The organism is Pyxidicoccus trucidator, from assembly GCF_010894435.1.
GTDB lineage: Bacteria > Myxococcota > Myxococcia > Myxococcales > Myxococcaceae > Myxococcus > Myxococcus trucidator.
In genome coordinates this window covers 63,506-75,658 of the sequence record NZ_JAAIXZ010000010.1, presented here as the reverse complement: position 1 = coordinate 75,658, position 12,153 = coordinate 63,506, and the positions used below count along the sequence as shown (strand labels likewise).

The window sequence follows — 12,153 nt, the reverse complement described above, 5'->3', positions numbered from 1 at the left end:
GCTCCTCAGGCGAAGAGTTCGAGCAGGTCCTCACGGGTAATCGCGGTGGCGGCGGAGGCCTCGCTCAGGGCTGCCTCGAAGATGGCGCGCTTCTTCTCCTGGAGCCCCAGGATTCGCTCCTCCACTGTCCCCTGTGAGACGAGCCGGTACACCATCACCGTCCGCTCCTGGCCGATGCGGTGGGCGCGGTCCGCCGCCTGCGCCTCCACCGCCGGGTTCCACCACGGGTCCACCAGGAACACGTGGTCCGCCGCCGTGAGATTGAGGCCCGTGCCACCCGCCTTGAGTGACATCAGGAGCACCGGGGCACCTTCGGGCGACTGAAAGCGGTCCGTGACTTCGCCGCGGTTGACGGTGGTGCCGTCCAGACGCTCGAAGCCGATGCCCGCCGACTTGAGGTGCGGCTCGATGAGGTCCATCAGCGACGTCCACTGCGAGAAGACCAGCGCCTTGTGGCCCTCGGACACCGCCGTCTCGAGCGCGTCCACCAGCGTCTCCACCTTGGACGAAGTGCTGGCCCGCTGGCCCGGGACGAGCGCGGGGTGGCACGCGGCCTGACGCAGCCGCAGCAGCGCCTCCAGCGCCTTGAGCACGCTGCCGCCCTCGTTGAGCAGGGCGACCACTTCCTTGCGCGTCGCCGCCATCACCGAGTCGTAGACAGCGCGCTCGCGCTCATCCAACTGCACGTGCATCACCGAGTCGATGCGCGGCGGAAGCTCGGGCGCCACGTCGCGCTTGAGGCGCCGGAGGACGAAGGGCCGGATGCGCCGGCGCAGTCCCTCCGCGGCCTCCGGGCGTCCGTCGGCGATGGGCTGGGCCACCTTGTCCTGGAAGTGCCTCCGCCCCCCGAGCAGGCCCGGGTTGGTGAAGTGCATCAGGCTCCACAGCTCCTCCAGCCGGTTCTCCAGCGGGGTGCCGCTCAGCGCGAGCCGGAAGTTCGCCTTGAGGCCGAAGGCCGCGCGCGCCACCTGGCTGTCCGGGTTCTTGATGGACTGCGCCTCGTCCAGCACCAGCGTGTCCCAGGTGCGCGCCCCGAGCATGGCCGCGTCCAGCCGCATGATGGAGTACGTGGTGAGGGTGATGTCGGCGGCCGGGTCCAGCGCGCGGCCGGGCCCGTGGTACACGCAGACCTTGAGCGACGGGCGGAACTTCTTCACCTCGTTGGCCCAGTTGGGCAACACACTGGTGGGGCACACCACGAGCGAGCCCGGCCCCAGCGCGCACAGCGTCTGGAGCGTCTTTCCCAGGCCCATGTCGTCGGCCAGGATGCCGCCCAGCCCGGCCCCGCGCAGGAAGCCCAGCCAGCTCACGCCCTGAAGCTGGTACTGGCGCAGCGTCGCGGTGAGGTCCGGCGGGAGCACCGGCGGCGGCAGCTTCTCGAAGCCGGAGATGAGCGGCGCCAGCCTCTCCAGGCCGGGCGGAGGCGGCTGCTCCAGCGTCTCGCACAGCGCGGTCAGCTCCGGCAGGGCGTGGTTGGACACCTTGCCATCCGCCTGCCGCGCGGCCAGCAGGTCCGCGACGCGCTGGCCGTTCTTGTCCAGCCACGCCCGGGGCAGCGGGGCCCAGCCTCCGCCGTCCAGCGGCACCAGCCCCAGCCCCTCCGTCCACGCGCGGATGACGGCGGCGGCGTCCACCGCCTTGACCTCGCCCTTGGCCCCCTCCACCTGGAACTCCAGCGTGAAGCGCACGTCGGGGACACCCTGCCCCGTGACGCCGGACTGGACCTGAAGCAACGGCCGGAGCCGCACGTCCGGACTCACCAGGCCCGCCGCGTCGCCGGCCAGGTCTCCGCGCCAGCGGCGGAGCTTGTCTGCCCAGCGCACCATCTCCGGCCCCTGCACCGTCAGCCGCTTGCCGGGGACGAGGTTCAGCTCCTCGCGGAGCTGGTGGATGAGGCGCTGCTCGGCGGCCTCGTCGCGCAGCGGCACGGCGCCGCGCAGGTACGTCATGCGGCCGTTGTCGATGCGCACCGTGGGCGGCGCGCCGTAGACGAGCGTGGGCAGGACGGACAGGCCCGACTCCAGCTGGTTCAGCTCCAGCAGGACGCGCGGCCGCAGCTCACGGTCCAGTCGGGGCAGACGCCGGCTGCGGACGTCCACCGGCATGCGGCGGCCCAGCTCGGGGAGGATTTTGGAGGTCAGCTCCCCCATCTGCTCGGGCGCGTAGGTGCGGACGATGGGCAGGTTCTGGAGCCACGGGCCCGTCATCTGCGTCTCGCTCAGGCGGGCCAGCGCGTCACCGAGCAGCGCGACGCCCGGGCTCACCACCTCCGCCACGCGAGGGTCCTTCGTCACCGTCACCACCAGCTGCGCGCCCCGGTCCTCCACCACGGCCCTGGGCTGGACGGGCTCGTCCGACACGGCCACCGGGCGCCCGTCGAGCAGCACGTTGCGGGCGTTCTCCAGCACCTTGAGGATGGCCTCCAGCGTCTCCGGAGACAGCGTGCCGCGCGTGCGGCGCGCCTCCAGGATGCGGTCCGCGAGGAGGTCCGACTGCTCCACCTGCAGCGTCGCGGCCTTCGCCGGCTGGGCCACCAGCGACGTCAGGCTGCCCTCCAGGGGCTCCTCCGTGCCGTCCGCGTGCGCCAGCGAGCGGTGGAGCTGCAAGCCGCCGTCCGCGCGGGTGAAGTGGTAGACGACGCGGGACCAGCGCGCCGCCGCCGTCTCCAGGGGCGTCTCCTGCTTCTCCGCCTGCTGGATGGAGATGGCCGCCGCCACCACGTGCTCGCACGGGTCAACCAGACTGGGGCAGTCACACTCCCAGGCGTCGTCATTCGGGTAGAGGACCACCGTGAGGGCGACCGGCCGTCCCTTGGCCCGCACCCTCAGCTCCAGCTCGCCCTCCTTCTGCGACTGGAGCACCACGGCTCCGGAGCGCGCGAGGTTGACGCCATTGGACCAGATGCCCGGCTTTGCTTCCTTCCGGACGGCTTCCAGCAGTTGAGCAGTCGCTGACATGGGGCGGGGCTTCCCTACGCCCCGGAGATGCGCCGCGCAACGACCATGAGGACGCCCCGCTACCGGACAGGCGCCCCCAGAACACAGCGCGGCGCGTCGCACGCGCGGCGGCCCTGGCCGGCCTCGGGGACCGGACAGGGCCTCAACCCGCGCGGGGACGCGCCCACGCCGTCAGCGGCAGGACAGCCAGCTGCACGAGCCCGACAGGCACTCGCGGCCGTACAGGCAGGACGCGCCCTTGGCCTTCTTGGTCTGGCACTTGCCCTGGTTGAGCGCGTACCCGCAGTACCGGCCGGTGCCGCATTCCGCGTCATTGTTGCAGGTGCAGAAGCCGATGGAGCCACAGTCCCCGGAGTTGCAGGAGTTGTTGGTGCACTCCTGGTCGAACCGGCACTCCTGGCCCACCTCCTTGGACTGCGGCGCGTAGCGCTCACCGCACAGCATGGGGTACGCCGCCTCGCGGGTGGCCTTCGGCACGTAGGCGGCAACGCCGCTGGTGTCGATGTCCGCCGCCGCGTCCGCCATTCCCGAGCGCGGGCCCGACGCGCGCTCCCAGACGCGCAGGAAGGACTCCGAGGAGCCGGCCAGGGCAGTGGTCTGCGCGCCCACGCGACCCAGGTCCTTCAGCAGGTCCGGCAGCAGGCCCACGTGCGCGAGGCCGAACTCGTCCAGGCCCGTGCCCAGGCGCGCCGGCCCGCCCACGGTCTGCTGCCGCGACTGCGCGTCCGCCTCCGCCTGGAAGCCCGCCGAGCACGCGCCGTGGTCGCCGAAGCGCGGGCGCGTCTGCTGGATGAAGCCGTTGAGGTCCGCGCCGAAGGCCATGGGGACCTTGAGGCCCTGGCGGCCGAACTCGTACGCCTGCGCCAGGGAGCGGCTGGAGCCGTGGCAGTTGTTGGCGACGCCGGACTTCGTGTACGCGCGCGTCTCGTCATGCGCGGTGCGCAGGCCGAAGATGCCGCCCGTCTGCCGCACGTAGCGCACGGCCCACGCGGGCGTCGTCTTCTCGTCGTCCGCCAGCTCCGGGTTCATCACCTCGCGGAAGTGGCCGTGGGAGATGACCAGCGGGTAGTACGCGTTCGCCTGGGCGACGGCGTACGCGTCCTGCAGGCCCTTCTCCGACACGTGCGCCACGTCGATGAGCATGCCCTTGGCCATCATCGCCTGGAGCAGCGCCTTGCCGTCCGCGGTGAGCCCGCGCGTGTTGCGGCAGTTGCCGGCGGCGTCGCGGTACACGTCGAACCCGAGCGTGAAGGTGTCCGTCGTCACGCCGCAGTCGTAGTCGATGTGGCAGGTCTCCAGGAACTGCGCCGCCTGGAAGATGGCGTTGTGCAGCGCCGCGCCGCCGAAGCGGTTGTCCAGTTGGTGCACCGGCTGGAGCGAGCGCACGCCCAGCGAGTAGTAGCGGTCCAGCTCCGTGCGCCAATCCTTCGTCCCGAAGAGCTTGCTCGCCTCGATGGAGAGCACCATCGCCAGGCGGCCGGAGTTGATGATGTTGCGCGCGTGCGCGGGCGAGAGGGCAATCTCCACCCAGTCGTTGTTCGCGTCGAAGGTGCGCGCCTGCTGGAGCTGCACCTCCACGTCGGCCATCTCGTCACAGGGGCGCTTGAGGTTGTCGTACGGCAGCGCCTTGCAGAGGAACTCGTTGCTGACCAGGGACACCATCACCAGGGACATGCCGCCCTGGTGCGCCTGCCGCAGCCAGCCCTGCCAGGACTGCTGGTGCGCAATCGTGTCCCAGCGCGGCCACTGGGTGTTCACCGTGGCGCGGCCCAGGTGGATTCCGGTGTCGCCCTCGGTGCCCTCAATCTTGCCGATGTACTCGGAGGCCACCGCGCCGCCGATGCCGAAGAACGCGGACAGGATGGGGACGCCGCTCAGGTCCACGTTGCCGGAGTTGGGACAGAGGTTGAGCATGTTGCTCAGGTCCATGCGGACGCGCGCGTGGTCGCTCTCCGGAAGTCCGCCGTCACAGCTCGCCAGGGTGGCCAGGTGGTCCCCGTGGAACCAGCCGCCGCCAAATGCCTCCTCCGCGAACATGTGGTGGTGCAATTCCGCGAAGCCCGGCACCGCCAGCGGCTGCGCGGCCTCCTCGGTGGTTTCGGGGACGGGGACGGGCGGTGCGTCCTCTACCGGGCCACAGCCCAGGCCGAGGGTGAATGACAGGGCGGCCAGCGCTCCATGGCGCGCCAGACGGTGATTGCGAGGCATACGAGACTCCCTTCTCTCACTCCGAGAGACGAACGGAACCCACGCTCTTAGTGGAAGACGCCGCGAAAGACACGTCAGGCCCGCAAAACGCGTCCATTTTCATGGAAGTATTTCGACGATTTCGAGCGTGGCGCTGCGACGTCGAGAGGCTCGTTTCGTTCCTTTTTTGAAGCGCTGGATGAGCGACGTGGGCCCATGGGAGGGCTCGTGCGTGGGGCTCGCCGCGCTCCTTCGAGGGAGACATGAACAACCACCGATTCTTCTCGTTCCTCACCGCGGCGGTGCTCGGGCTGGGCACGCAGGCACAGGCGGCTTCGGATTCCCATGACTCGGCGAAGGCGTCCTCCGCGAGCCGCCCGCTTCGCATCCTCCTGACGACGGATGACGGCATCAACGGCGCGGGGATGCGCATCCTCCGGGACACGCTGTGTGCCGCGGGCCATCAGGTGACGGTGGTGGCGCCTTCCGCGGACCGCAGTGGCACCAGCGGCGCGCTCACGCTCAATGCGGTGATGCGCACCACGCGTGGCACGTTCCCCTGTGGTGAGGGGACGGGCGCGTCCTGGGCGGTGACGGGCACTCCGGCGGACTCCGTGCTCTTCGGCCTGGCCGTGGTGTTCGGCGAGCAGCGCCCGGACCTGGTGATTTCGGGGATGAACTACGGCCAGAACGTGGGGCGCGCGGTGAACCACTCGGGCACGGTGGGGGCAGCGGTTGCAGGGGCGGAGGAAGGGATTCCGTCCATCGCGGTGAGCATCGGCCTCAACCTGGCGGACTCGGGCACGGGCTTCTCGCAGACGCTGGCGGCGGCGCCCCAGGTCGCGACGTACGTGAAAAACCTGGCCGAGCAGCTTCGCGACACGGCCGACCGCGAGGGACGCCTGCTGCCGGACCGCATCGCACTCAACGTCAACTACCCCGTCGTGCTGAACGAGGCCGGCCTCTTCGACGCCTCGCAGGTGGACGGGCCCACCGTCACGTCCGTGGGACACGCGGAGGTGGTCCGCCCGACGTACCTGCCCATCCCGAACACAACGGACACGTATGTCGCGCAGGGCCCCATCTGCGGGCTCGCCACCGCGTGCGCTCCGGAGACGGAAGACGACGCGGACACCACCGCGCTGGCGCAGGGGGAGATCTCCATCACCCCCATCGCCGTGGACGGCACGGCGCGCCCGTCGCTCAAGCCTCTGCTGCGCGTGCGGCTTCGCAGGTAGTCCGGCGTGGTGCACCTCTTCCGGGAGTATCCTGGCCAGTACACCCCGGAGCGCCCCTTTCCGGGGCGCCAGTGAGGAACCATGCACCTGGATGACTACAGTCGCTTTGATGCAGTGGGTCTGGCAGAGCTCGTACGCCGCAAGGAAGTGACGCCCGAGGAGCTGTTGGAGACGGCGGTGGCGGCCATCTCACGAGTGAATCCCAAGCTCAACGCGGTCATCGACGTCCGCGAGGCCGAGGCCCGCAACCTCGTGAAGCAGGGCCTGCCGGAGGGCCCCTTCCGGGGCGTGCCCTTCCTCGTCAAGGACCTGGTCCTCCACACCGCGGGCGTCCCCACGGACATGGGCAGCAGGCTGGCCAAGGGCTTCGTGTTCCCCCACGACAGCGGGCTGGCGGCGCGCCTCAAGCGCACGGGCCTGGTGACGCTGGGCCGCACCAACACGCCCGAGTTCGGCAACAACGCCACCACCGAGCCCGTCCTCCATGGGCCCACGCGCAACCCGTGGGATTTGGAGCGCAGCCCGGGTGGCTCCAGCGGCGGCTCCGGGGCGGCGGTGGCGGCGGGCATCGTCCCCGTGGCCCACGGCAACGACGGCGGCGGCTCGCTGCGCATCCCCGCCTCCCTGTGCGGCATCTTCGGCATGAAGCCCACGCGGGGCCGCGTCTCCGTGGGCCCGGACGTGGGCGAGGCCCTCAACGGCATGGGCGTGGAGGGCGTGGTGTCCCGCACGGTGCGAGACAGCGCGGCGATGATGGACGCCACGCAGGGGCCCGAGGCGGGGGACCCGTACCAGATCCCTCCGCCGGAGCGACCGTACCTGGACGAGGTGCGTCGCAAGCCGGGCCGCCTGCGCATCGCGCTGTCGCGCACGGCCGTGTCCGGCGTCCCGGTGAGCCCGGACTGTGTCGCCGCCGTCGAGGACGTCGCGCGACTGTGTGTCGAGCTGGGCCATGAGGTGGTGGAGGCGTCGCCCACCTACGACGCGCGGATGCTGAACAAGGCGATGACGACGGTCTGGGCGACTGCGCTGTCCACCTGGGCGTATGGCCTGGGGGAGATGCTGGGCCGCCCGCCGGGGCCGGAGAACCTGGAGACCACCACGTGGGAGGTGGCGCGCTTCGGCGCGGGCCTCAAGGTGTCGGACCTCCAGTCGGCGCTCGCCACGTTCAACACGGTGTCGCGCACGTTGGGCGCGTTCTTCGTCGAGCATGACGTGCTGCTGACGCCCACGGTGGCGGTGCCGCCCTACAAGCTCGGAGTGCTGGACGCGATGGTGCCCAGGGCCCCCGAGGACTGGTACGCGCACGTCTTCGGCCTCTGCCCGTTCACCGCGCTGTTCAACGTCACCGGCCAGCCGGCCATGTCCGTGCCGCTGTACTGGAACGCCGACGGCCTGCCCATCGGCGTCCAGTTCGCCGGCCGCTTCGCTGACGAGGCCACGCTGTTCCGCCTCGCCGGCCAGTTGGAGGAGGCCCGCCCGTGGGCGGGGCGCCGGCCGAAGGTGCACGTGACGCAGAAGGCCTGACGGAACGCGCCGGGTGGGGAGCCCCTTCCCCGCCCGGTCCGGGGCAGACGCGGGGCGTCAGTCGCAGTCGTAGTTGGGCGGAGTGCCACCATCCGGCACGGGCGCCGCCGTCGGCCCGCCCTGCTTCGCCAGCGCCTCGCCGCAGTCCAGCGACGCCTCGCCGGAGAGGGCGCGGTAGAGGACGCATGAGGCGCGCTCCACGAAGAACGCCTGCTTCGGCCAGTCCGTGCCATGCGCCGCCAGGAGCGCCACGGCATAGCGGCCTCCGTCCGGCAGCCGCACCAGCCCCACCTCGTTGAGGACGTTGTAGCGCGCGTCATCCGAGCAACACCCGGGAGGCAGCCAGCCCGCCTTGTGCCGCAGCGTCGCCCTCGCCACGGGCGGCAGGCGCGTGCCGAGCCACCCGCCGCAGCCCTCGCGCCGGGGCAGCTCCATCCACCCCAGGAGCCGCGAGGTGGGCCCCGGCTTCAGCAGCTCTCCACCGTCCAGGCGCTGGAGGAAGGAAACGGCATCGGCCGCGCAGAAGTAGTTGTCGTTGTCCAGCGCGCGCGGCGAGTTCGTGGCCCGGCGGGGGCGCCCGTAGTTCCACTTCGTGAGCGCGGTGTTCAGCAGGCCCAGCGAGCGCAGGTAGTCATTGATGGCGTCCGGCCCGCCCACCAGGTCGATGACCTGCCCGGTGGCCTCGTTGTCGGACGTGCGGAAGACCTTCTCCGCCAGCGGCGTGACTTTCGCCGTGTCCACCTTCTTCAGCGCGGCGGCGACCCAGAACACCTTGGCCGAGCTGGCGGAGACGTGCGGCACCGTGTCCGCGCTGCCGGCGTACTCGCCGGTGCGCAAATCCTTCACGGCGATGGCCACGTCGGTGCCGGGCGACAGGCGCGCGGCCTCCTGGACCAGCGAGTCCACCACGGACTGGAGCGGCACGCGGGTGCCCGCGTCGGGGGAAGCCTCCGCCGCGGCGGTCGCCGCGACGAGCCACGAGACACACAGGACGGTTCGCATCACCCGTCGGGTTGTAGTGCGGGACGCGCGGGACGTCGATTCCCTACGTCACGGAGATTCGCGCCAGCGCTTCCCGGAGCCGCTCCGGCATGGCCACGGCCTTGCGCGTCAGGCGGTCCACGAAGACGTGGACGAAGTGCCCGTGGGCGGCGGGCTGCGTCTCGCCCTCCTTGAAGATGCCGATGCCATAGGTAACGGAGCGGTTGCCGAGCTTGTCCACGCGCAGGCCGGCCCGCAGCGCGTCGGGGTACGCGAGCGGGGCGCGGTAGGCGCACTTCGACTCCACCACCAGGCCGATGACGGAGCTGGCGTGGATGTCCAGGCCGCCCTCGTGGATGAGGAAGTGGTTCGCCACGGTGTCGAAGTAGCTGTAGTACGTGACGTTGTTGATGTGGCCGTACACGTCGTTGTCCATCCACCGGGTGGTGATGGGCAGGAAGTAGCGGTAGCGCTCGGCGGACTCGACCTCGGACACGGGGTGGCCTCCTCCAACTGGGTTACCAGTAGCTCAGCGCCTGGCGGAACAGGTCCGAGAGCACGGGCTTGCTCATCTCGCGCGGAGCGTTCTGCAACAGGCGCTGCTGCGGGAACGCCCCTTCCGTGAGGGCGGCGACGTCGGCCTCGGTGTAGCCGACTCCGCCCAGGCCGTTGGGCATGCCCACCGCGCGCATGATGCGGATGGTTTCCCGGGCGAGCACCTCACCGGCGTCCTCCGGCGCGGCGCCCCGCGTGTCCGCGCCCAGCCCCCGGGCGGCCTCCAGGTGGCGCTCCGGGCTGACCCCGGCGGTGTAACGGAACACGGCGGGGGCGTTCACGATGACGGCCATGCCATGCGGCACCAGGGGCTCCTCGTCGGGGTAGCCCGAGGGGCGGAAGTCGCGCACCAGCCCGGCCACCGCGTACGCCATGCCGTGCGGAGCGTGCACGCCCGCGTTGCCGAAGGCGATGCCGGCGAGCGTGGCGGCCCACATCGTCTGCTCGCGGGCCTCGGAGTCGCCCGCGTCCTTCACCGCGCGCTCCAGGTACAGGCCCAGCAGGCGCAGCGCCTCGCGGCAGCCCAGGTCGCTCCACGGGTTGGCGCCCTGGCTCATGGGCCGCAGGCTCGGTCGCGCGGGCGCGGGACGGCGCACGTAGGGACGCGCGGTATAGGACTCCAGCGCATGGGACAGCACGTCCAGCCCGCTGGCGGCCACCACCTCGCCGGGCAGGCTGGTGGTGCAGTCCGGGTCGATGAGGGCCTCCGTGGGGCGCAGCGCGGGCGACGCGATGCCCGTCTTCGCGGACAGGGAGAGCACGTCGCAGATGGTGATGCCCGTGACTTCGCTGCCCGTGCCGGACGTGGTGGGGCACGCGATGTGCGGCTTGAGCGGCCCGGGCACCGGGCGGCCCGCGCCGACGGGCGCATTGACGTACGTGAGGAAGTCGGCCGGGTACGTGGCGTACAGGTTGGCGGCCTTGCAGGTGTCGATGACCGAGCCGCCGCCGAGGGAGACGTAGCCGTCCGGTTGGACCTCCGCCGCGAAGCGCGCCGCTTCCAGGAAGGACTGGTCCGTGGGCTCGATGTGCACGTCGGTGAAGACGACGACGTCCAGCCCCGCGGCGAGCAGCGACTGGCGCACCTTCTCGAAGAAGGGCAGCCGCGCCACGCGCGCGTCGGAGAACAGCGCCACGCGCTTCATCCCGAGCGCCCGGGCCCGGTCGCCCACCTCCGCCAGACAGCCCCGACCGAAGGTGACCCTGGACGTGTCCACGGTGAAGGCGTTGTCACAGCCCTCGCCGACCGGGTGGTAGTGGCAGCAGCCCATCGCGTCCTCCTGAACCGTTGGTGCGCGCAATGTACAGCGCGACCTCCGCGCGGGGGCTCCAGGATGTGCGAAACGACGCCCGGTCGACTGCCGCCCGGGCCCGGCACCCGCTTCGCCTTCCGCTCTGCGAAACGACGCCGTCGGTTTCCGCCCGGACCCGGCCCACGCGAAGGGGCCGGGCCCAGGTGCAACGTCAGTCGTAACGGCTGTTGAGGTCCAGCGTCCACGAGCGCAGCGTGCCGCTGCCCACGCCCGAGGGGTTGGTGATGCGCAGCAGCCAGCGCCCGTTGATGGTGCTGTCGCGGGAGATGCCCCGCGTCACGGAGATGCGCGCCGGAGGCGTGCCCTCGGCGGGCCCGTTCCACAGCAGTGCGGTGTCTCCACCCGGGTCCTCCAGCGTCAGCACCAGCCGGTGCGGCGCGGTGTGCACCAGGTCCAGCTCCACGACGATGTCCTCCGGCACCGTGGCCAGCCCCACCACCGCGACGAGGGACGCGTAGTTCGTGGTGGACGCGGCCAGGTGCAGCTCCGCGTACTTCTTGAACGCGCCGGCCATCCACGCCGGCCGGCACCAGCCCTCCGAAGCGCCGGAGGGAATGCCGCGGCAGAAGAGCCCGGCCTGGCACGGCGAGAAGACCGAGCAGGTGTCGCCATCGCCCGGAACCGACGCGGGGTTGATGCAGCGGCCATAGATGCTGGAGCCGTCGTACGGGATGCCCTCGCAGACGAGCCCGGACTGGCACATGTTCGCGCCCGTGCAAGGGTCGCCCACCGGAGCCAGCTGCGTCAGGTTCTTCAACTGCTGGAGCGCGGCGTTGTCCACGTTGGGCAGCCGCGACAGCTCCACCATGTGGACGATGGGGCGAGCGGCCAGGATACTCTGCACCGCGAGCGAACTCAGGCCGTAGACATTCTGCAGATTCGGACCGGACTCCGTGTTGGCGGCCCGGAGGACGCGGCGCGCCTCGGCCAGGTTGAAGTCGAGCCCGTCGAAGACGCCCACCGACGCATCCAGCGGCAGGTCCGCCACCCGGCCGGTGCCCCGGGCATACCACTCCAGGTCCGCGAGCGCCGCGGGGCCCACGTAGGGGACGTCGTCCACCTGGTCGATGGTGACGAAGGTGCGGTCGTCGCCGGTGTGCTCCACCCCGTCGGGCCCGGCGCGCCAGGCAATCAGGTTCTGCGCGGCCAGCGCGTTCATCGGCACTTCCTGGTCCAGCACCGTCAGCGTGGTGGAGTGGTCATTGAGGAAGGCCAGCACGCCCGTGGTCGCGGGAGTGCCATCGGCCAGCGCCTGGGCCATGGACACCAGCGCGGAGGGCTCGGGCTCGGTGGAGGGCGGCGCCCCACAGCCGAACAGGGAGAGGGACAGGAGCAACGGGAGTCTGGATTTCATGGCTCCCCGTCTATCCCAGGTGCCTGACACGAGGAAGGAAG

The 12,153-nt window shown here is 71.1% G+C and carries 8 protein-coding genes; 2 read left to right on the top strand and 6 right to left on the bottom strand.

The window, feature by feature from the left end; translation table 11 throughout:
- Positions 1-5: 5 nt before the first annotated feature.
- Together G4D85_RS26570 and G4D85_RS26565 are read right to left on the bottom strand one after the other, a co-directional pair.
- The gene (locus tag G4D85_RS26570; protein WP_164016804.1) at positions 6-2,957 is read right to left on the bottom strand and encodes a DEAD/DEAH box helicase; all 2,952 of its coding nucleotides are present in this window, start codon (positions 2,955-2,957) and stop codon (positions 6-8) included.
- Between the two features lie 171 nt (positions 2,958-3,128).
- Positions 3,129-5,165 carry a membrane dipeptidase gene (locus G4D85_RS26565; RefSeq protein ID WP_164016803.1) on the bottom strand — a complete coding sequence of 679 codons (2,037 nt, stop codon included), beginning with the start codon at positions 5,163-5,165 and terminating at the stop codon, positions 3,129-3,131.
- 242 nt (positions 5,166-5,407) lie between these two features.
- Here G4D85_RS26565 and surE point away from each other — a divergent pair, with 242 nt between their 5' ends.
- Positions 5,408-6,382, top strand: coding sequence for a 5'/3'-nucleotidase SurE (gene surE / locus G4D85_RS26560; RefSeq protein WP_164016802.1), 975 nt, complete (start codon positions 5,408-5,410; stop codon positions 6,380-6,382).
- Positions 6,383-6,463: 81 nt separating this feature from the next.
- Positions 6,464-7,909: an amidase gene (locus tag G4D85_RS26555; RefSeq protein ID WP_164016801.1), complete on the top strand. Its 1,446-nt coding sequence runs from the start codon at positions 6,464-6,466 to the stop codon at positions 7,907-7,909.
- A gap of 57 nt (positions 7,910-7,966) precedes the next feature.
- On the opposite strand, the gene G4D85_RS26550 is transcribed toward G4D85_RS26555, so the two are convergent.
- The 4 genes from G4D85_RS26550 to G4D85_RS26535 all read right to left on the bottom strand — a co-directional run bounded on the left by G4D85_RS26550 (position 7,967) and on the right by G4D85_RS26535 (position 12,112).
- Positions 7,967-8,911: a serine hydrolase gene (locus G4D85_RS26550; RefSeq protein ID WP_164016800.1), complete on the bottom strand. Its 945-nt coding sequence runs from the start codon at positions 8,909-8,911 to the stop codon at positions 7,967-7,969.
- Between the two features lie 43 nt (positions 8,912-8,954).
- On the bottom strand, positions 8,955-9,386 hold the full coding sequence (locus tag G4D85_RS26545) for an acyl-CoA thioesterase (RefSeq protein WP_164016799.1): 432 nt from the start codon (positions 9,384-9,386) through the stop codon (positions 8,955-8,957).
- Between the two features lie 22 nt (positions 9,387-9,408).
- On the bottom strand, positions 9,409-10,716 hold the full coding sequence (locus G4D85_RS26540; RefSeq protein WP_164016798.1) for a hydroxyacid-oxoacid transhydrogenase: 1,308 nt from the start codon (positions 10,714-10,716) through the stop codon (positions 9,409-9,411).
- A gap of 193 nt (positions 10,717-10,909) precedes the next feature.
- Complete coding sequence (locus G4D85_RS26535) at positions 10,910-12,112, bottom strand: proprotein convertase P-domain-containing protein (RefSeq protein WP_164016797.1); 1,203 nt, start codon at positions 12,110-12,112, stop codon at positions 10,910-10,912.
- Positions 12,113-12,153: the final 41 nt, after the last annotated feature.

Bases quoted from the DNA above. Each gene is read 5' to 3' on its own strand.
- G4D85_RS26570 (WP_164016804.1), bottom strand. From the start codon at position 2,957: ATGTCAGCGACTGCTCAACTGCTGGAAGCCGTCCGGAAGGAAGCAAAG.
- G4D85_RS26565 (WP_164016803.1), bottom strand. From the start codon at position 5,165: ATGCCTCGCAATCACCGTCTGGCGCGCCATGGAGCGCTGGCCGCCCTG.
- surE (WP_164016802.1), top strand. From the start codon at position 5,408: ATGAACAACCACCGATTCTTCTCGTTCCTCACCGCGGCGGTGCTCGGG.
- G4D85_RS26555 (WP_164016801.1), top strand. From the start codon at position 6,464: ATGCACCTGGATGACTACAGTCGCTTTGATGCAGTGGGTCTGGCAGAG.
- G4D85_RS26550 (WP_164016800.1), bottom strand. From the start codon at position 8,911: ATGCGAACCGTCCTGTGTGTCTCGTGGCTCGTCGCGGCGACCGCCGCG.
- G4D85_RS26540 (WP_164016798.1), bottom strand. From the start codon at position 10,716: ATGGGCTGCTGCCACTACCACCCGGTCGGCGAGGGCTGTGACAACGCC.
- G4D85_RS26535 (WP_164016797.1), bottom strand. From the start codon at position 12,112: ATGAAATCCAGACTCCCGTTGCTCCTGTCCCTCTCCCTGTTCGGCTGT.